Here is a 21402-nt window from a genome sequence, read left to right as displayed (position 1 = left end):
TATAAAAACACAGTGCGTTTTAACAATTATACAAGCGTTTTAAATAATTCTAAAATATAATCCGGAGGGGCTGTTGGGCGACCTGTTTTTAACGAAATAAATACTAAAATAAACATCGCAGTTGTTAATAACTCATTCGCTTCATTATAGATTGCGCAGTCAAATTCAATCTTAACAGAGGACTGACTTTTGAAAGTTGTATGAATTGTAAGAAGCTCATCGTAACGCGCCGATTTTTTATAATTTATCTGCATTGAAACAATTGGTAATCCAATTCCGCTTTCTTCCATGCTTTTATACGAAATCCCTTTATTTCTAAGCCATTCCACGCGCCCGATCTCAAAATACGGGATATAATTTCCGTGATAAACAACTCCCATTTGATCGGTTTCAGAGTAACGAACACGCACTTGCGTTTGATGATTTTTCATTATTTACAGATTAAAAAATTTAAACTTTTAAAAGTTCACTTACAACTTTTTTTTATAAAATTAGAGGGCAAAATATTTTTTTTTACAGAAATTTGTTCACATATTTGTTATCCCGAAATACGGAATAAAATTGCTCCATTTTTATTAGGAGAATCTTTATCAATAATAAAAAAATTTATCTGAATTTATGACTAAAACTGCTCAATCGGTATGGGAAAACTGTTTGTCCTTTATAAAAGACAATATTCAAGATCAAGCATACAAAACTTGGTTCGAACCAATCAAATCAGTTGAGCTAACCGACAACGCGTTATATATTCAAGTTCCAAGTAAATTTTTCTACGAATGGCTCGAAGAGCATTACGTAAAATTATTGAAAGTTGCGCTTACCAAAGAACTGGGAAAAAACGCAAAGTTACTCTATAAAATTAAAATGGAAAACACTTATGGCAATAAACAACCGTTTACCGAACAGTTGCCAAGTGCCAATAGAGTACCAATGAAACCGCAAGAGGTTGATGCTCCGTTTAAAAACTTAAATCCAGAACTTAAAAATCCGTTTGTAATTCCGGGAATTAGAAATTTAAAAATTGAATCGCAATTAAATGCAAATTATAGTTTTGATAATTTCTTAGAAGGAGACTCAAACCGTTTGGCTCGTTCTGCGGGTATGGCTGTTGCCAATAAACCTGGAGGAACTTCATTTAATCCGTTATTGATTTTTGGTGGAGTTGGTTTAGGAAAAACACACTTAGCACATGCTATTGGTGTTGAAGTAAAAGATAAATATCCGGAAAAAACGGTTTTATATATTTCTGCCGAAATTTTCACACAACAATATATTGATTCTGTAAAAAAGAATAATCGTAATGATTTCATTCACTTTTATCAGTTAATCGATGTTTTAATTATTGATGATGTTCAGTTTTTATCAGGAAAATCAGGAACTCAGGACGTATTTTTCCATATTTTCAATTATCTGCACCAAAACGGAAAACAGGTAATTTTAACTTCGGATAAGGCTCCTGTTGACATGCAGGATATTGAGCAGCGTTTATTATCTCGTTTTAAATGGGGATTATCTGCAGAGTTACACCAGCCGGATTACGAAACTCGTATTTCGATCTTAAAAAACATTCTGTACCGCGACGGTGTTGAAATGCCGGAAGACATTATTGAATATGTTGCCCGCAATATCAAAACCAATGTTCGTGAACTTGAAGGTGCAATTATATCCTTAATTGCCCAATCTTCTTTCAATAAAAAGGAAGTTACAATTGAGTTGGCTAAAAGCGTTGTAGAAAAATTTGTTAAAAACGTAAAGAGAGAAATCTCTATCGATTATATTCAAAAAATTGTGTCGGATTATTTTCAGTTGGATATTGAAACACTTCAATCTAAAACAAGAAAAAGACACGTGGTTCAGGCGAGACAATTGGCTATGTTTTTTGCAAAGAAATTTACTAAAGCTTCTTTGGCAAACATTGGTTCACAAATTGGAGATCGCGATCATGCTACCGTATTACACGCTTGTAAAACAGTTGACAATTTAGTTTCTACAGACAAACAATTCAAGAAATTTGTAGAAGACATCAACAAAAAACTAACGCTATAAACGCGCATCATGCCAGTAAAAATTTTAATGGTTTGTTTGGGAAATATCTGCAGATCACCTTTAGCCGAAGGGATTTTAGCATCAAAATTACCCAACGAAAAATTTATAGTTGATTCGGCCGGAACTGGTTCCTGGCATGTAGGTCATTCGCCGGATAAACGTTCTATCGCTGTTGCCCAAAAAAACGGTTTGTGCATTGATGGTCAAAAAGGAAGACAATTTAAAATTTCTGATTTTGACGAATTTGACTATATATATGTAATGGACAATTCGAATTATCGTGATGTTATTCATCATGCCAAAACACCAGAACATAAAAATAAAGTTCATTTAATTCTAAATGAATTATTTCCAGATGAAAATGTTGATGTACCCGATCCTTACTTTGGCGTTTCTAACGGATTTGACAATGTATATCAAATGCTTAATGAAGTGACAGATATCATTGCAAATAAACTCATCGAAAAACATTCTTAACTTATTTATTTTCAATTATTCATTGCGTAATAATTGAAAATTTTTCATTTTATAATCTATAAATAAATCACATGAAACTTTTAGGAAAACTATATCTAATTCCGACTACTATGGGCGAAAGCGATCCAATGGATGTTTTGCCGCAAACAGTAAAAAGAAGTATTGAACTTATAGATTATTATATTGTTGAGAATGACAAAACCGCAAGAAAGTCAATAAAAGCAGTTTATCCTGAAAAAAAGCAGTCAGAATTGGTTCTTTTTACTTTGAATAAACGTACTGAACCAAGCGAACATTTAGACTTTATTAAACCTTTGTTAGAAGGAAAAAATATGGGTTTAATGAGCGAGGCGGGCTGTCCGGGAGTTGCCGATCCAGGTGCTGTAATTGTAAAATTAGCGCACGAAAAAGGAATTCAGGTTGTGCCTTTAGTCGGTCCTTCTTCTATTTTATTGGCAATGATGGCTTCCGGAATGAACGGACAAAGTTTTACGTTTAACGGATATTTACCAATTGATAAAGACGAGAAAAAATCGGCTTTAAAACATTTTGAAAAATTATCCCAAGATAAAAATCAATCACAAATTTTTATTGAAACACCATATAGAAACAATAAACTGGTTGAAGATCTTTTACAAATTCTAAATCCTGCAACACATCTTTGTATTGCTACAGATATTACGCTACCAACAGAATTCATTAAAACAATGCGCGTTGCCGACTGGAAAAAAATTAAGGTTGATTTACATAACCGACCAACAATTTTTATCCTTCATAAAATGTAAATCTTAAAACCGTCCGTTATGAAAAAGTTTCTACTTCTGATCTTGATTTGCTTTGCCCAAATTACATTTTCACAAACAACTAAAGAAGTTGAAAAATCTAACGTGGATGATGTGTCGGGCATCAATAATGAAAATTTAGTTTATAGTACTCAAGCTGTAGATGTAAAACCTGAATTTTCTGGCGGCGTGGCTGTATTTAATAGTTTTCTTGATAAAAATTTTATCAAGCCAGCAGATAAACCAAAATTGAAAGGGAAAATCTATTTTACTTTTATCATCGAAAAAGACGGTTCATTAAGTGATATAAAAATATTAAGAGATCTTGGCTATGGAACTGGCGACGAAGCTCTTCGAGTTATCAAATTAGCCCCAAAATGGAATCCCGGCAAACATAAAAATAAAGAAGTGAGAACTTTAAATGCCGGATTGATAACTGTAAGCTAGTCATATCTTCTATTCGCTCACAAGTTTTCCCTAATTAAACTTTCTAATGAGTAAACTTCCCAACATAACTACAAGCATATTCACGGTAATGTCTAAAATGGCAGCTGAATATAATGCAATTAATCTTTCACAGGGATTTCCGAATTTTCCAGTTGATGAAAGATTAACCGATATTATTGCAAAACTTGCCAAAGAAAATGTGCATCAATATACTCCAATGTCGGGTTACCCGCCTTTGCTGAACCAGATTTCAAAATTGGTTCAAAGTTCTTATAACAGAACTATTGATCCTGAAACAGAAATTTTGGTAACGGCTGGTGCTACTCAGGGAATTTTTACTTCGATTTTGGCTTTGGTAAAAACCGACGATGAAGTAGTTATTTTAGATCCGAGTTATGATTCGTATGAATCTCCGGTTTTACTTTGTAACGCAAAACCTGTCAGAGTTGCTTTAAATGATGACTACACACCAAATTGGGAAACGATCGAAAAGGCTTGTTCTGAAAAAACGAAAATGATTATTATCAATAATCCGCATAATCCAACGGGGAAAATCTTAACTCAAAATGATTTTTTGCAACTGGAAAAATTGCTTTCAAAATACTCTGACATTCTTGTTTTATCTGATGAAGTTTACGAATACATTACTTTTGAAGAAAAACATATTTCTGCACATACTAAAAGTTTTCTTTTAGATCGTTGCATTATGGTTTCTTCTTTTGGAAAATCATTTCATATTACCGGTTGGAAAATTGGCTATACAATAGCACCGGAATATTTAATGAAAGAAATTAAAAAAGTACATCAGTTTTTGGTTTTTAGCGTAAATAGTATTTCACAGATTGCTATTAGCCAGTATTTAAATATTGTCGATGTCAATTTACTTGGAAAATTCTATCAGGAAAAACGCGATTATTTCCAGAAATTGCTTCAAAACAGCCGATTTGAATTAAAACCTTGTGAAGGAACTTATTTTCAGGTGGCTTCATATGCCAACATATCAGATGAAGATGATGTCACTTTTTGCAAAAAACTAATTACCGATCATGGTGTTGCCGCGATTCCTATTTCAACTTTTTATTCTGATCACAAAGACCAAAAATTAATACGTTTTTGTTTTGCCAAAGATGATTTCACTCTAGAATCTGCAGCAAAAAAAATATGCAAAATATAAAATTTTTTAAAATTTTATAACAATATTATGCGCGCATCCTATTTTATTTAATTAATATTGTAAAAAAGAAAAGTATGAGTTATACAGATAAAATGTTACGCGACGATGCTTTAAAGGGCAAAGTTATAGTGGTTACAGGCGGCGGAAGCGGTTTAGGAAAAGCAATGACTAAATATTTTTTAGAATTAGGAGCTCAGGTAGCGATTACTTCAAGAGATTTAGAAAAGCTAAAAAATACTGCTACTGAACTTGAAACTGAAACTGGTGGAAAATGTTTACCACTTCAATGTGATGTTCGTCATTATGAAGAAGTAGAAAATATGCTTCAGGAAGTTTTAAAAGCTTTCGGGAAAGTAGATGTTCTTTTAAACAATGCGGCAGGAAATTTCATTTCTCCAACTGAGCGTTTATCTGCCAATGCATTTGATACTGTTATCGATATCGTACTTAAGGGTTCGAAAAACTGTACGCTTGCTTTTGGAAAACACTGGATTGACAGCAAACAAAAATCGGCTACGATTTTGAATATTGTTACTACTTATGCCTGGACAGGTTCTGCGTATGTTGTGCCAAGTGCGACAGCAAAAGCCGGAGTTTTGGCTATGACAAGAAGTCTTGCTGTTGAATGGGCTAAATACGGAATTCGCTCTAATGCAATCGCTCCGGGACCTTTCCCTACTAAAGGTGCGTGGGACAGATTATTGCCTGGAGATCTTGCCGAGAAATTTGATATGGCAAAAAAAGTACCATTGAAACGTGTAGGTGATCATCAGGAATTAGCAAATCTTGCAGCTTATTTAGTGTCTGATTTTTCAGCTTATGTAAATGGAGATGTTATTACAATTGATGGCGGCGAATGGCTGAAAGGTGCAGGACAATTTAATTTATTAGAAGCGATTCCGGAAGAACTTTGGGATCAGCTTGAAATGATGATAAAAGCAAAAAAGAATAAATAATTACAAGTGCTTACTAAATTCAGAATATTTTATTAAAACTATACTGATTGCACAAAATCCCGTTAGTTCGCTTTCGGGATTTTTTTTATCTTTTTCACCATATAAGTAATATAAGTTCAATGAAGTAATAAATTGTTTAAATATCTGTCTGCTTAAATTTACATATATCACTTATATGGTTTAAATAAATAATATGTTGAGACAATTCACTTAAATTATTATTTTTGCCGAATAAATATATAACATCAAATTTATGCTCATTATTGGAATTGCAGGAGGAACAGGAAGTGGAAAAACAACGGTAGTACACCAGATTATGAATGAATTACCAGACACTGAAGTAGGCGTAATTTCTCAGGATTCGTACTATAAAGAAACCCATAATTTGTCGTTTGACGAAAGAGCATTAATAAATTTTGATCACCCGCGCGCTATTGATTTTGAATTGCTGGTAAAACATTTAAAAGCATTAAAAGAAGGAGAAACTATAGATCAGCCGGTTTATTCTTTTATTCAGCACAACAGAACAGATGATACGGTTTCTACCCATCCGAGAAAAGTAATGATTGTTGAAGGTATTTTGATTTTAACAAATCCGGAACTTCGTGAGCTTTTTGATGTCAAAGTATATGTTCACGCAGATTCTGATGAAAGATTAATTCGTCGTTTAAAACGTGATATTTCTGAAAGAGGCCGTGATATTGATGAAGTTTTAACTCGTTATCAAAACACATTAAAACCTATGCATGAGCAATTTATAGAACCATCTAAAGCTTTTGCAGATATTATCATACCAAATGACAAATACAATACTGTTGCAATCGATGTAGTTCGCGCTGTAATTAATCAGCGAATTTCATAATTTTTATTGTAAATTTATTCCATAATCCCGATAGTGATCGTGACCAGCTTTCGACTATCGGGTAAAATTGAAAACTAAAATGAAAAATCCGTATAAAGACAAATCTTGGTTTAAATTTCTAGGCAATAAATATGTCTGGGTTTTACTCTTTTTTGTGGTCTGGATGTTATTTTTAGACAATTACTCCTATTTTGATCATCGTTTTTTAGACAATCAAATTAATGAACTCGAAGACAATAAAAGTTATTATAAAGAGGAAATTAAAAAGGATCAGGAACAAATCAAACAATTAAAAAATCCTGAACAAATAGAAAAATATGCCCGCGAAAAATATTTCATGAAAAAAGACAGCGAGGATATTTACATCATTCACTTTGAAGGAGACACTATTCAAGATAAAGAATAATCAGAAAAAAACACCAAATGGCTACTACCCTTTTCGACGATTTTAATCCGATTTCATCCAAACAATGGAAGCAAAAAATTCAGTTTGAATTAGATGGAGCTGATTATAACGAAACCGTAATTTGGAATTCTCCCGAAGATATTCAGGTAAAACCATTTTACCACAGAGATGAATTCTCTAAAACTGCTTCTGTAAAAACAAGTGCTTCAAATTTTAAGATTTGCCAAAATATCTTTGTTTATGATATTGAAAAATCAATTCAAAGAGCCATAAACACTATCGAAAGAGGTGCTGAAAGTTTACGTTTTACTATCGAAAACGAAAAAATTGATATTCAGAAATTATTAGAAAATCTTCCTTTAGAAAACAGAACCGTTTACTTTAATTTGAAATTTATTTCAATCGATTTCGTAAAATTATTAGATACCATTTCGATTCAGAAAAAAGCGATTTTTTACTGTAACTTAGATCCGATTGGTCATTTTGCGAGAGAAGGAAACTGGTTTTCAACATCTGATAAAAATAATTTTGAAACGATTGAAAAAATTTTAAAAACAACTACAAATCTTTCTTTACTAAGTGTTGATTTGGGTTTGTATCAAAATGCAGGCGCAAATATTACACAGCAAATCGCTTATAGTCTGGCTCACGCCAATGAATATCTGAATCGTTTGCCGAATGTTTCCAAACCAATTGTTTTTCAGGTTTCGGTAGGAACTAATTATTTCTTTGAAATTGCAAAACTTCGTGCTTTGCGCATGCTTTTCAAATTAATTGCTGCTGAATATAATCCTGATTTAGATTGTCATTTATTAGTTACACCAACGAAACGCAACAAAACAATTTATGATTATAATGTCAATATGCTTCGTACAACGACAGAATGTATGTCGGCTATTTTAGGCGGTGCAGATGCAGTTGCTAATTTACCTTATGATTCTTTGTATCACAAAGACAACGAATTTGGCGATCGAATTGCCCGCAATCAATTATTGGTTTTAAAACACGAAAGTTATTTTGACAAAGTAAACAACCCTGCTGATGGAAGTTATTATATCGAAAGTTTAACGATGCAATTGGCAGAAAAAAGTTTGACACTATTTAAAGATATTGAAGCCAATGGAGGTTTCCTAAAACTTTTGAACGACGGAACCATCAAAAAGAAAATTCAGGAAAGCGCCAATAAAGAACAAGAGTTGTTTGATGCTAAAAAAGAAGTTTTGCTTGGCACAAATAAATATCCAAATAAAGAAGACAAAATGAAACATGATTTAGAGCTGTTTCCTTTTGTAAAAATAAAACCAAGAAAAACATTAATTACACCAATTATAGAAAAGAGATTGGCCGAAAAGATGGAACAGGAGCGACTTGAACAAGAATAATCATTTTTCGAAGTAATTAATAACCTACTCAAAAAGAGTATTTCAATGATAAGAAAAGACCTTAAACATATAAAGTTAGATGTTAAAAGTGATACGTTGCACGGAGTGACGCATAACTCTGAACCCAAAACTCAAAACTTTTTTACAGCCGAAGGAATTGAGTTGAAAGAAACTTATTCTGAAAAAGATATTGAAGATTTAGAGTTTCTTGATTTTGGAGCTGGTTTTGCACCCAATTTGCGCGGGCCTTACGCTACAATGTATGTGAGACGTCCTTGGACAATTCGCCAATATGCCGGATTTTCAACCGCAGAAGAAAGCAATGCTTTTTACAGAAGAAATCTGGCTGCAGGGCAAAAAGGATTATCCATAGCATTTGATTTACCAACGCACCGTGGTTACGACTCTGATCATGAAAGAGTTGTTGGTGATGTTGGAAAAGCTGGCGTTGCCATAGATTCTGTTGAAGACATGAAAGTGCTTTTTGATCAGATTCCTTTGGATGAAATGTCGGTTTCTATGACCATGAATGGCGCTGTTTTGCCTATAATGGCTTTTTATATTGTGGCCGCAGAAGAACAAGGTGTTGCAATTGAAAAGCTTTCAGGAACAATTCAGAATGATATTTTGAAAGAGTTTATGGTTCGAAATACTTATATCTATCCGCCAACGCCTTCGATGAAGATTATTGCTGATATTTTTGAGTTTACCAGCAAAAAAATGCCAAAATTCAATTCTATCTCTATTTCCGGTTATCATATGCAGGAAGCCGGAGCAACTGCCGATATTGAATTAGCTTATACCTTGGCTGATGGATTGGAATATATCAGAACCGGATTATCAACAGGAATGTCAATTGATGAGTTTGCTCCCCGTCTGTCTTTCTTTTGGGCAATTGGGATGAATCATTTTATGGAGATTGCAAAAATGCGTGCTGGGCGAATGATTTGGGCAAAATTATTACAACAGTTTAATCCTAAAAGCGATAAATCTCTGGCTTTAAGAACACATTGCCAAACAAGCGGATGGAGTTTAACAGAACAAGATCCTTTTAATAATGTTGCCAGAACATGCATCGAAGCGACGGCAGCAGCCTTTGGAGGCACTCAGTCTTTGCACACAAATGCACTTGACGAAGCCATTGCTTTACCAACTGATTTTTCTGCCAGAATTGCACGTAATACGCAGATATATTTGCAGGAAGAAACTAAAATTACTAAAACCGTTGATCCTTGGGCGGGCAGTTATTACGTAGAGAGTTTGACTAATGAGATTCTTGAAAGTACCTGGAAACTTATCGAAGAAGTGGAAGAATTAGGCGGAATGACAAAAGCCATTGAAGCAGGAATTCCGAAACTTCGAATTGAGGAAGCCGCTGCGAGAAAACAAGCCAGAATTGATAGCGGACAAGATATTATTGTTGGTGTAAACCAATATCGATTAGAAAAAGAAGATCCTTTGCATATTTTGGATGTAGACAATCAAATGGTTCGAAAACAGCAAATTGATCGATTGGAGGAAATAAAGTCAAAAAGAAATACAGAAGAAGTAAATAAATCACTCGAAAAATTAATTCTTTGTGCCAAAACCAAACAAGGAAACTTGCTGGAAATTGCTGTTGAAGCTGCCCGAAACAGGGCAACTTTGGGAGAAATAAGCGATGCCCTTGAAACTGTTTTCGGTAGGTATAAAGCACAAATTAAATCCTTTAGCGGTGTGTATAGTGCAGCAATAAAAAACGACGAAAATTTTGAAAAAGCCAAGCAATTAGCTAATGCTTTCGCAAAACACGAAGGAAGACGCCCAAGAATTATGATTGCCAAAATGGGGCAAGACGGCCACGACAGAGGCGCAAAAGTTGTAGCGACTGGTTATGCCGATGTTGGTTTTGATGTTGATATTGGCCCGTTATTTCAAACTCCTGCAGAAGCTGCAAAACAAGCGGTAGAAAATGACGTACATATTTTAGGTGTTTCATCTTTAGCAGCAGGGCATAAAACATTGGTTCCCCAAGTTATTGAAGAACTTAAAAAACATGGCAGAGAAGACATTATGGTAATTGTTGGCGGTGTAATTCCGGCACAGGATTATCAATATTTATTTGACGCCGGAGCTGTTGCTATTTTTGGCCCAGGAACTAAAATTAGCGAAGCTGCCATTAAAATTTTAAAAATATTAATTGATTAAAAACAAGGCATAAAAAAATCCCGAATAATCGGGATTTTTTATTTTTACAATTTTTGTTAATCGTGTATTGTCGCGTTACTATCTGCTTCAATATAAGAAAGATCATAACCTCCAAAGGCTTTCATATAACTTCTTAATGAAGTGCCGTAAGCATCTCTAAAATGTCTGTTTCCTTTGTTTCTAAAGAAGTTTTTTACCGATCCTGCGCCACCTAGATGCGCAGCAGCTAAAATTCCGGATTCAGTAATTTCGACACCGTTAATGATTTTCCCTTCATACCTTTGAATTTCATTACGCAAAATCCATTTATTGATAGATAATAATACAATAAAGGCTTTTTCTTGTAAAGCTGGATCCTTTAGAAATTCTTTGTTGTTTTTAACACCTATGGCTCTCAAAGCTTTAGAACCAAATTGGTATTTTCCCATGTAGCCAAGAGAATTTACTTTTCGGTATTTTCCCTGAGATTCTTTAAAAGCAACTGCTTCTTTAAAACCTATAAGATGATTTCCGGTGTATGGAATGTTTAAGTTTTTTTCAACAGGATAATCATCCTTGTCTTGAGATGGAAGGGAGTATTCGGCTCCATCTGTTTTTTCGATTAAAAACCAAGGTTTGGTTTTTAGGTTAAAGGGTTTAAACCCGAGGCTTAAAAAAGTAATAATAACGATTAAACTTGTGTAATAATACCATTTCTTTATCATAAATTGTTTTTCTTCAAAACGCTGTCACCCTTTTGAAATTTCTACGGTGCAAAGATAAGAAATACAAAATAAGACTGATTTTCAATATTTTAGCAATTATTACAAAATCTTAAATTCCCCTTAATCCCTTTATTGATGCACTTTTCGGGCGGTCGATAAAAATCAAATTAAGCTGTTAAATGGCGAAAAAAAAATCTTTAAAAGTATCATTTTTATCAAATTTTTAGCAATTATGTTAAAATTGAAATAAAAAACCTACAGTATTTAGATCGTTTTTGACTTAATTTAAATGTTTGGGCTAAAATTATTCTGATTGTAGGTTAAAAAATCGAAGCAAAAAGGTTATTAAATTAATATTCTTGGCAAAAAGAGCAAATTCAGCATTAATTAATTGCCATTTTTAATTAAAACATATTAATATTCACCTCTAAAATAAGAAGTTCATAAACACAAATATTGGAAATAAAAAAACCGAAGCTTTTAAAACTTCGGTTCTTTAATATGTTTTATACTTTTTATCTTGTTACTCCCTGACTAGCGATCCAATCTGAGTATTTTTTTGCATTTACCTGATGCTGCTCATAAGTTGAAGCAAATTCATGATAACCAAAACGGTCTACACTTGCACAGAAATAAATATAATCATGTTTTTCAGGATTTAAAACAGCTTCAAGAGCCGTAATGTCTGGCATTGCAATTGGGCCTGGTGGAAGTCCAACATTCACGTAAGTGTTATATGGCGATTTCATTATCAAGTCATTATAGAAAACTCTTTTAATTACCTGATCAAAATCGTTCGCTTTTAGTTTTAATGCATAAATAACGGTTGGGTCTGCTTGTAAAGGCATCGCTAAACGTAATCTGTTTAAATAAACGCCTGCAATGCGCGGTCTTTCATCTTTTTTTACAGATTCTTTATGAACAATCGAAGCTAAAATTGTTGCCTGAACCGGTGTTAATCCTTGTTTTTCTGCTTTTGCAATTCTTTCCGCTGTCCAGAAATTATGATACTCCTTGATCATTTTATCGCGGAATTTCTCTGCAGAAGTATTCCAGTAAATTTCATAGGTATTTGGAATAAACATGGCAAAAACATTCTCTTCATTAAAACCATTTTCTTTTAAAAAAGTAGAATCTTTTATGGCTTTCATTAATGATAAACTATCGGCTTCAATTTCTGAGCCTACTCTTCCCGCAAAATTTTCCAAACGCTCCTGATTGTTAAAAGCTAATTTAACCGGAACATTTGATCGCATTGCACGAACCAGGTCAATATTATTCATGTCTTTTTTAAGTAAAAAACGACCTGATTTTACATTTTCAGGATAGCTTCTTTTATTGGCTACCATTTCAAAATTATCATAATTCTTAAGATAAGGCGCTAATATTTTTTTTACATCTGTATAATTAGCTCCGGTTGGAACGTATACGTAAACTTCTTTTTCTTCGAATTTAGTGTTGGCGCTAAAAATTCTGCTGATTAAAATAAATCCGTAAATTATTAAAACTGAAATTACGGCTACGGCACTTAATGTGATGATCTTTTTTATACTCAAAGCTAAAAATTTAAATTTGTTTGTTAATTAACTGAAAAATTGCTTCATCTTGATAGTGGCCATTTAGCAAAATCCAATCTTTTTTAATTCCTATTTTCTCAAACCCAAATTTAGTAAAAAGAGCTATACTTGCTACATTTCCTACACTAATATTTGCATATAATTGATGCAAATTTAAATTATGAAACGAATATTTAATTAACAACTCTAAGGCCTCTGAACCAATATTTTGGTTTCTGTTTTGTTTATTTTGGATCACAATTCCAACTCCCGCTCTGTTATTTTTTGGATCAAATTCGAATAAATCAATCAATCCTATAGCAGGAAAATCTTCGTCCTGACAAATTGCCAAACGCAACTGCTTTGCTTCATAAATATCCTGATGTGCATTTTCAAGATATTGACGAACCAAAAAACGGCTATATGGTGTTTGTGTATTGCTGACTTCCCAAATACTTTGGTCATTTTCCATCGCATATACAAACTCTAAATCATTAGGTTCTAACGCACGCAGATAAACAGAATCGCCTTTGAGTGTTATCATTTTAGATTTAAGATTTTAGAGTGTAGATTTTTCGATTTGGAATTTTATATTTCAATTGTACCTTTAAATACAAATTTGGCCAGACCGGTTAAGAAAACATTAGAAAAATGATCTCCCATTCTATCAAAAGAAACTACTAGTTTTCCACCTTCAACATTTAAGTTTATTGAAGTTTTGTCTGTTTGTCCAGTTGCATTCATAGCGATTGCAACTGCTGTTGCTCCGGTTCCGCAAGCAAGGGTTTCATCTTCAACACCTCTTTCATAAGTGCGAAGTGAAAAAGTACTATCATCCACTTTTTTTACAAAATTTACGTTGCTTCCTTTTTCTCCATATAATTCACCATAACGAATTGCAGCACCGTTTTCTTTTACATTGTAATGTTCTAAATCATCTACAATTTGAACATGATGCGGTGAACCTGTATTTAAAAAAGTATAAGAATCTTTCTTTTGAATTTTATCAACATCAATCATTTGCAATGAAATAATAGCGTCGTTCCCTACTGATGCATGATGTAAACCATCTGTCGCAATAAAGGTAGTTTTATCGTCAATAACGCCCAATTGATTGGCAAATGCAACCAAACATCGACCGCCATTGCCACACATTGAACTTTGGTTTCCGTCCGAATTATAATAAACCATTCTAAAATCAGTTTCAAAATCGTTTTCTAACAGAATCAAACCATCTGCACCAATTCCAAAACGTCTGTCGCATAAGCGCTCAATTAGTTTGATATCTTCTTTTGGGAAAAAATTAGTACGATTGTCAATCATTACAAAATCGTTGCCAGTACCCTGATATTTATAAAATTCTATTTGCATTTTTATCCTATTAATAAGTACAAAAGTACGAACTATTAATTAATGAAATGTTAATCATTGTTAAAGAGCGTTAAACCATTTTACAAAATAATTTTTTCAATTAATTTTACGTGTAAATAACTTAAACCTATATTCTAATTATGAAAAGATTTTCAACCTTATTTTTAGTGTCATTAATGAGTGGTGCTACTACTCTTGGTGCATACAAGTTATTATTTGAGAGTAACAATTCTGTTTTTGGAAAAGGAAATTCTGTTGTAACTCTTGCCCCCGACTCATACGGAAAAAATGTTGGTTTAGCAGCCGAAACTGTTGACTTTACAGAAGCTGCAGATAAAACAATTCATACTGTTGTTCACGTAAAAAATGTTTCCCGCAGGACGGTAAGCAATCCTATGCTGGAATTTTTCTACGGTTATGGGGGACAACAGCAGCAGGAACAAGTAGGAACCGGTTCTGGTGTAATTATTTCTGAAGACGGTTATATTGTAACGAACAATCACGTTATTAAGGATGCCACTGAAATTGAAATTACTTTGAACAACAAAAAATCTTATAAGGCAAAATTAATTGGTACCGATTCTAAAATGGATATTGCTTTATTAAAGATTGATGCAGATGAAAAACTTCCTTACTCTGCTTTTGCAAATTCTGACAGTGTCAAAGTTGGTGAATGGGTTTTGGCAGTTGGAAATCCATATAATTTGACTTCTACAGTGACTGCCGGGATCGTTTCGGCGAAAGCCAGAAACTTAGATACAAGCGGGATACAATCCTTCATTCAGACTGATGCTGCTGTGAACCCTGGAAACAGTGGTGGTGCACTAGTTAATACCCGTGGTGAATTAATTGGTATTAATACTATGATTTCTTCAATGACGGGGTCTTATGTTGGATATTCTTTTGCAGTTCCATCCAATAATGCCCGTAAAATTATTGAGGACATTATGGAGTTTGGAAATGTTCAAAGAGGAATCTTAGGCGTTGAAGGTGGCGAATTAAATAGTAGTGCATCTAAAGAATTAGGCATCTCTGAAACACAAGGTTTTTACATTAATAAAGTTACTCCAAAATCAGGAGCTCAAAAAGCAGGTCTTACAAAAGGAGATATTATTGTAAAACTTGACAATCAAAACATATCAACTTTTGCAGATCTTTCGGGCTATATTAACACTAAAAGACCAAATGATGTGGTACAAGTAACTTATATTAGAGAAGGCAAATCAAAAGTTGTTCCGGTAACTTTAAGTAAAAATGAGTTTTTTAGCACTGAATTTAAAGGAATCGAATTAGAAAATATTGATGCTGTAGATAAAAAGAAATTCAAAATTGATTATGGAGTAAAAATTAAAAACATAACCAATGAGAATCTAATGCAATATCAAAACGAATTACAAGGCAGTATCATTTTAAGCATCGATAATGTGAAAGCAACAAATGTTGAAACGGTTTCAAAACTTTTAAACAGAAAAGATGAAGGCCAAAGTGTTCGAATTGAAATGATAAATAAAAATGGTGAAATATTTAGAATCATCATTTAATCGTAGTTGTCAGTCGCCGTTTGCAGTTTTAAAGGATTGAAAACTGATACCGAGACTTAAAAATTTTAAAAATTTAAAATGTAAAAAAGTCATCTTAGAAATTAAGGTGACTTTTTTTTATTCAAAATAAATGCTAAAATAGTTTACGAAATCGATTGAAATGGATACTTTTGCGCAAAATTTTAAAATAGTGAGCATTTTATTTTTTCAATTCAATCAATTATGAGTAAAAAATCTTTGTACCAAAAAGAGGTATCATTACAAGTCGACCGAAGAAGAGCCGGTGTCGAATTAATAAAGGTCATAAGTGATTTATGGTATGACAAATCAATCGAAATGGTTTTATTTAAAAATCAATTGTTAGATAAAAATGTCAGCGACATTATCAATTTACATCAATATGCGGCTGAATTTGTAGGCAAACCAATTAGTATTTTTGATTCGGTTGAAATCGCAAAAGTTATTCTATCGTTAGATTTTCCACCTGCAAAATTAGATTTAGGAAAATTGACATACGAATATTATCTGGAAGAAGACAAATATCCGGATGCACGATATTTTGTAATGGATAAATTGAAAAAAGCCAAATCTACAAAAGAAATTCAGCCAAAAGATGTTGTTTTGTATGGCTTTGGCAGGATAGGCCGATTATTGGCCAGAGAATTAATGTCTAAAACCGGAAAGGGAAATCAATTGCGCCTGAGAGCAATTGTAACCCGGGATAAAAACGATGTCTCTATTTTAGAAAAAAGAGCTTCTTTATTAAGATACGATTCTATTCATGGAGATTTTCAAGGTTCAGTAACTGTTGATCCAAAAAATAATGCTTTGATTATTAACGGAACTACGGTTCATATCATCAATGCAAATACACCAGAAGAAATAGATTACACAGAATATGGCATTAGTGATGCTTTAGTTATTGATAATACTGGAGCTTTTACAACAGAAGAAGCTTTAAAAAGACATTTAACTTCGAATGGAGTTAGTAAAGTATTGTTGACCGCACCAGGAAAAGGTGTTGCCAATATAGTTCATGGTGTTAATCATAATGAATACGATCCAGATCAAATAGATATTTTTTCGGCGGCATCGTGTACTACAAATGCTATAACCCCTATTTTAAAAGTTGTAGAAGATAGTCTAGGAGTTGTAAAAGGCCATTTGGAAACGATTCACGCCTATACAAACGATCAGAATCTGGTTGATAATATGCACAAAAAATACCGTCGTGGAAGAGCTGCAGCGTTAAATATGGTTATTACAGAGACTGGTGCAGGAAGTGCGGTCGCAAAAGCAATACCATCTCTTGAAGGAAAGTTAACTTCAAATGCAATTAGAGTTCCTGTTCCTAATGGCTCTTTAGTTGTATTAAATCTTGAAGTTAAAAAAGCAACGTCTATAGCTGCTATTAATAAAATAATGAAAAAATATGCTTTAGAAGGCGAACTGGTAGAGCAAATCAAATATTCATTAAATAATGAACTTGTTTCTTCTGATATTGTTGGGACTTCGGCTCCGTCAATTTACGATAGTAATGCCACAATTGTTTCTAAAGATGGGAAAAATATTGTGCTTTATATTTGGTATGATAATGAATATGGTTATAGCCATCAAGTAATTCGTTTAGCAAAATATATTGCCAAAGTAAGACGTTTTACTTACTACTAAAATAAACCAAAACCAACTATTGCTTAAAACCATCAAATCTTTTGATGGTTTTTTGTTTATTTAAATAGGCAGAACTGTGGTACTTTTTACTTCAGATATTACAAAAACAGTATTAATCAATGAGACTTCGGGTAAAACAGACAATTTTTTTTGATGAAAATGATGATAACTTTCCATATCAGGAATTATAATTTTAAGCATATAATCGAAATTTCCAGACACATAATTACATTCTACAACTTCAGGCATATTTAAAATCGACTGATTAAAACCTTCAGAAGTATCATAGGTTTGTTTCGTAAGTGTCACCTGGCAATATACTGTTAAGTTGTTTCCAAGCTTTTTCTTATTTAAAATCGAAACGTATTTTTCAATAACCCCCTCTTTTTCAAGGCGTTTAACCCTATCATGAACTGGCGTTAATGATAAATTTATTTTGTTTGCAATATCTTTTAGTGTATAGTGCGCATCTACCTGTAAAAGGCGTAGGATTTTTTTGTCAATTTCATCTAAAGCCATAACGAAAACGATATAAATAATAATTAAAAATCAGTCATTTTTTCTTTTTAAAGAATAAAAACACATCTTAAAAAGAATATTTTTCTGTAAAAATACTAAATAAAATAATATTTTCTTATTTATAGATCGTTTCTCCATAATATATTCTCTGTCTGTAAATTTGTAAAAACAATTTCAAAAAACTAAAAAAATATAACAAATGATAATAGGTGTTCCTAAAGAAATTAAAAATAACGAAAACCGTGTAGCCTTAACTCCAGCTGGTGTTTCTGAAATGAAAAAACACGGACATACTGTTTATGTACAATCTACTGCAGGTCTAGGAAGTGGGTTTAGTGATGATGAGTATGCAAATGCAGGAGCAGTAGTTTTAGGAACTATTGAAGAAGTATATGCAATTGCAGAAATGATTATTAAAGTAAAAGAGCCAATTGCTTCTGAATATCCATTAATCAAAAAAGATCAATTACTTTTCACTTACTTTCACTTTGCATCTTCAGAACCATTAACTCATGCTATGCTTGAAAAAGGTGCTGTATGTTTAGCTTATGAAACAGTTGAAAAAGCAGATCGTAGTTTACCATTATTAGTTCCAATGTCTGAAGTTGCAGGTCGTATGGCTATTCAACAAGGAGCAAAATACCTTGAGAAACCATTAAAAGGAAGAGGAATTCTTTTAGGAGGTGTTCCAGGTGTACCACCAGCTAAAGTATTAGTTTTAGGAGGAGGTATTGTAGGGACTCAAGCTGCAAAGATGGCAGCTGGTCTTGGTGCTCAGGTAACTATTATGGATTTAAGTTTGCCACGCTTACGCTATTTAGACGATATTATGCCTGCAAACGTAAATACAGAAATGTCTAACCACTATAATATTACAAAAGCGATCGCTACAGCTGATTTAATCGTTGGGGCGGTTTTAATTCCAGGAGCAAAAGCGCCTCACTTAATTACTCGTGATATGCTTAAATTAATGCGTCCAGGAACTGTTGTTGTAGACGTTGCCGTAGATCAAGGTGGATGTATTGAAACTTGTACTCCAACAACTCACGAAAATCCAACTTTTATTATTGATGATATTGTTCATTACTGTGTAGCTAATATGCCAGGTGCTGTACCTTATACTTCAACTTTAGCTTTAACAAATGCTACTTTGCCTTATGCAGTACAATTGGCTAACAAAGGATGGGAAAAAGCTTGTGCCGAAAATGAAGAATTGAAAAAAGGACTAAATATTGCTAACGGAAAAATCCTTTACAAAGGAGTAGCTGAAGCTTGGAATTTACCTTTCAACGAAGAATTAGTGTTAGCAAACGCATAGTGCTAACATTAAAATAAGTGCTTACTAAACACTCAATTTTAAAAGGCTTTTCTTAATTGAAAGGCCTTTTTTTATGGCATAAAAAAACCTGTCATTTAAAATGATGACAGGTTTATAAATATCTTATTTTTTCTCTTCTTTCTTTTCATCCAAAACTTCCTGCAATACTTTTGCTTCAGTTCCATTTGGGAAAGTGACTTTAATTTTCTGAGCTATTGTTGGTGCAATTTCAGTAATTGCCTTTTTATCATAAGATTCCCCTTTTTTGATATGCCAACCAAAAAATATAGCTGGCACATGAGTATCGTAACTGTAAGGTGTTCCGTGTGAAGTTCCTGTAGTTGCATATTCGATATCACCAGGTTTATCTACTATAACTATATCTCCATCTTGCGTAACGTCATATCCTTTCGCTACAAAATTTAAATAATAATCATTTCCCGAATTAGCCAAGATTTCTTCTTCAGTATAAACCCTTTTAACCTGTGGCTGAGTAATTAAAAAATCTTTAAAAGCTTGCTTTACTTTTAATAGTTCTAAACCTTTTTCTTTAATAATTTGTTTATTAAAATATAGATTGAAATTAGAATAATTCAAAACTAAATCCACACCAAATGTATTAACAGAGAAGTCTTGTAAACTCTTTTTAACGTCTTTTGATGGATAATTATCAACATTATATTTATGGTCTTTTAAATAGATAACATTTTCTGCACCAGCATGATCGGCAGTTAAAAATAAAAGATAATTACCTTTACCAATAGTCGTATCCAAATAAGTCAAAAAGTCTGCTATAGTTTGATCTAATCTTAAATAGGTATCCTGAAGCTCCATAGAACGAGGTCCCAATAAATGCCCTACATAATCTGTCGAAGAAAAACTGACAGTTAAAAAATCAGTAATATTATCTTTACCTAATTCTTCTTTTTCGATCGCCTTCATTGCAAATTCAGCCAATAAATCATTTCCATATGGAGTAGCTCTGATGATTCCGGCATCATTCTTCTCGTACATTGTTTTCAAATCATATGGAAAAACTGGTGCGGCACTACCATAAAGTTTTCCTTCATATGGATTATTGTCTGCCAGACTCTCATTATAAGTTGCAGTTGGTTTATATAAATCCCAGCCTTTGTTAATATAAGGCATATAATGCTTCTCATTGTTAAACTGAGTAACCCATTCCGGTAATTTATCACCATAAAAAGTACTTGAAATAAAAGCACCAGTTTTACTATACCAAAATGCCCAATTAGCGAAATGACCAGCCGGTAAAATTGCCCCGCGATCTTTAAGACTCATTCCAATTACTTTTCCTTGGAAATTAGTAGCCATTCTCACTTCGTCAGTAATTGTAGTGCTTTGAAGATTTTTCGGCGACATAGCTCCTTCTTCCACTGTTCCATCTCCTAGTGTTTTCACTCCTGCATCGTCAGTACAGTACATATCTTTTCCTAGTGTTCTGCTAAACCACTCATTACCTACAATTCCATGAGTAGAAGGCGTTGTACCTGTATAAATTGAAGCATGGCCCGGAGCGGTATATGTTGGCATATAATTGTAATGCATATTCTGAAAAACATATCCATTATTCATTAACCTCTTAAATCCATTTGGGGAAAAATCATCAGAAAACCGATATAAATATTCCATTTTCATTTGATCGACTACGATACCTACAACTAACTTAGGGCGTTGCTGAGCACTTAAATTTGAGATAACAAATAATGTCAGCAATACAATACTTTTTTTCATATTTCAATTATAATATTACAATACAAAAATACAGTTTAGCATTCAATATGGCTAATTCACTATAATTTAAAACTCAAAATTGACTTTAATTTAACAGAATATGAATGATTGTATAAATTGGATTTAATATAAAAGTAAAAAACTCTTTATAAACAAAAAACCCTATCCGTTTTGGATAGGGTTTTTCAAAGAAAGGCGACGACATACTCTCCCACATAACTGCAGTACCATCTGCGCAGGCGGGCTTA

Annotated in this window: 20 protein-coding genes; 13 read left to right on the top strand and 7 right to left on the bottom strand. The window is 33.1% G+C overall.

Annotated elements, in window-relative coordinates; all coding sequences use genetic code 11:
* Positions 1 to 26 precede the first annotated feature (26 nt).
* Positions 27 to 431 carry a thioesterase family protein gene (locus SD960_RS20420; RefSeq protein WP_318805680.1) on the bottom strand — a complete coding sequence of 135 codons (405 nt, stop codon included), beginning with the start codon at positions 429 to 431 and terminating at the stop codon, positions 27 to 29.
* Positions 432 to 618: 187 nt separating this feature from the next.
* On the opposite strand from SD960_RS20420, the gene dnaA reads away from it, so the two are divergent.
* The 10 genes from dnaA to scpA all read left to right on the top strand — a co-directional run bounded on the left by dnaA (position 619) and on the right by scpA (position 10719).
* Complete coding sequence (gene dnaA, locus SD960_RS20415; RefSeq protein WP_072973220.1) at positions 619 to 2046, top strand: chromosomal replication initiator protein DnaA; 1428 nt, start codon at positions 619 to 621, stop codon at positions 2044 to 2046.
* Between the two features lie 9 nt (positions 2047 to 2055).
* Positions 2056 to 2523, top strand: a complete 468-nt coding sequence (locus SD960_RS20410; protein ID WP_318805677.1) for a low molecular weight protein-tyrosine-phosphatase — start codon at positions 2056 to 2058, stop codon at positions 2521 to 2523.
* 71 nt (positions 2524 to 2594) lie between these two features.
* Positions 2595 to 3308 (top strand): SAM-dependent methyltransferase, encoded by a 714-nt coding sequence (locus SD960_RS20405; RefSeq protein WP_318805675.1) that lies wholly within the window; start codon positions 2595 to 2597, stop codon positions 3306 to 3308.
* A gap of 18 nt (positions 3309 to 3326) precedes the next feature.
* Positions 3327 to 3752 carry an energy transducer TonB gene (locus SD960_RS20400; protein WP_318805673.1) on the top strand — a complete coding sequence of 142 codons (426 nt, stop codon included), beginning with the start codon at positions 3327 to 3329 and terminating at the stop codon, positions 3750 to 3752.
* A 46-nt stretch (positions 3753 to 3798) separates the two neighbouring features.
* Entirely contained in the window at positions 3799 to 4926 is a 1128-nt protein-coding gene (locus SD960_RS20395) for a methionine aminotransferase (RefSeq protein ID WP_318805672.1), read from the top strand.
* 74 nt (positions 4927 to 5000) lie between these two features.
* On the top strand, positions 5001 to 5882 hold the full coding sequence (locus tag SD960_RS20390) for an SDR family oxidoreductase (protein WP_073395479.1): 882 nt from the start codon (positions 5001 to 5003) through the stop codon (positions 5880 to 5882).
* Between the two features lie 253 nt (positions 5883 to 6135).
* Positions 6136 to 6744, top strand: coding sequence for a uridine kinase (gene udk / locus SD960_RS20385; RefSeq protein WP_042565131.1), 609 nt, complete (start codon positions 6136 to 6138; stop codon positions 6742 to 6744).
* 79 nt (positions 6745 to 6823) lie between these two features.
* Positions 6824 to 7150 (top strand): FtsB family cell division protein, encoded by a 327-nt coding sequence (locus SD960_RS20380; RefSeq protein WP_042565130.1) that lies wholly within the window; start codon positions 6824 to 6826, stop codon positions 7148 to 7150.
* A 17-nt stretch (positions 7151 to 7167) separates the two neighbouring features.
* A complete protein-coding gene (locus SD960_RS20375) occupies positions 7168 to 8532 on the top strand; it encodes a methylmalonyl-CoA mutase subunit beta (protein WP_318805669.1) in 1365 nt (454 codons plus the stop codon).
* Positions 8533 to 8577: 45 nt separating this feature from the next.
* Positions 8578 to 10719 carry a methylmalonyl-CoA mutase gene (scpA, locus tag SD960_RS20370; RefSeq protein ID WP_318805668.1) on the top strand — a complete coding sequence of 714 codons (2142 nt, stop codon included), beginning with the start codon at positions 8578 to 8580 and terminating at the stop codon, positions 10717 to 10719.
* Between the two features lie 56 nt (positions 10720 to 10775).
* On the opposite strand, the gene SD960_RS20365 is transcribed toward scpA, so the two are convergent.
* The 4 genes from SD960_RS20365 to dapF form a co-directional block, all read right to left on the bottom strand.
* Positions 10776 to 11423 (bottom strand): peptidoglycan-binding protein LysM, encoded by a 648-nt coding sequence (locus tag SD960_RS20365; protein ID WP_318805666.1) that lies wholly within the window; start codon positions 11421 to 11423, stop codon positions 10776 to 10778.
* A 515-nt stretch (positions 11424 to 11938) separates the two neighbouring features.
* Positions 11939 to 12979, bottom strand: a complete 1041-nt coding sequence (mltG, locus tag SD960_RS20360; protein ID WP_318805665.1) for an endolytic transglycosylase MltG — start codon at positions 12977 to 12979, stop codon at positions 11939 to 11941.
* 10 nt (positions 12980 to 12989) lie between these two features.
* Positions 12990 to 13523 (bottom strand): GNAT family protein, encoded by a 534-nt coding sequence (locus tag SD960_RS20355; RefSeq protein WP_318805664.1) that lies wholly within the window; start codon positions 13521 to 13523, stop codon positions 12990 to 12992.
* 44 nt (positions 13524 to 13567) lie between these two features.
* Complete coding sequence (gene dapF, locus SD960_RS20350; protein WP_318805663.1) at positions 13568 to 14350, bottom strand: diaminopimelate epimerase; 783 nt, start codon at positions 14348 to 14350, stop codon at positions 13568 to 13570.
* Positions 14351 to 14490: 140 nt separating this feature from the next.
* Between dapF and SD960_RS20345 the strand changes: the two genes are divergently transcribed.
* The gene (locus SD960_RS20345; protein WP_318805662.1) at positions 14491 to 15891 is read left to right on the top strand and encodes a trypsin-like peptidase domain-containing protein; all 1401 of its coding nucleotides are present in this window, start codon (positions 14491 to 14493) and stop codon (positions 15889 to 15891) included.
* Between the two features lie 222 nt (positions 15892 to 16113).
* Complete coding sequence (locus SD960_RS20340; RefSeq protein ID WP_318805661.1) at positions 16114 to 17562, top strand: glyceraldehyde-3-phosphate dehydrogenase; 1449 nt, start codon at positions 16114 to 16116, stop codon at positions 17560 to 17562.
* Between the two features lie 60 nt (positions 17563 to 17622).
* Here SD960_RS20340 and SD960_RS20335 read toward each other — a convergent pair whose 3' ends face one another.
* Entirely contained in the window at positions 17623 to 18081 is a 459-nt protein-coding gene (locus SD960_RS20335; RefSeq protein ID WP_042565119.1) for an Lrp/AsnC family transcriptional regulator, read from the bottom strand.
* A gap of 199 nt (positions 18082 to 18280) precedes the next feature.
* Here SD960_RS20335 and ald point away from each other — a divergent pair, with 199 nt between their 5' ends.
* Entirely contained in the window at positions 18281 to 19399 is a 1119-nt protein-coding gene (ald, locus tag SD960_RS20330) for an alanine dehydrogenase (RefSeq protein ID WP_318805660.1), read from the top strand.
* 123 nt (positions 19400 to 19522) lie between these two features.
* Here ald and pafA read toward each other — a convergent pair whose 3' ends face one another.
* The gene (gene pafA / locus SD960_RS20325; RefSeq protein ID WP_318805658.1) at positions 19523 to 21154 is read right to left on the bottom strand and encodes an alkaline phosphatase PafA; all 1632 of its coding nucleotides are present in this window, start codon (positions 21152 to 21154) and stop codon (positions 19523 to 19525) included.
* Between the last annotated feature and the right edge of the window lie 248 nt (positions 21155 to 21402).

Source organism: Flavobacterium sp. MMLR14_040, from assembly GCF_033657265.1.
In the GTDB taxonomy this organism is placed as follows: domain Bacteria; phylum Bacteroidota; class Bacteroidia; order Flavobacteriales; family Flavobacteriaceae; genus Flavobacterium.
The sequence above is the reverse complement of the archived record's forward strand: the minus strand, read 5'-3'. Positions and strand labels throughout refer to the sequence as shown.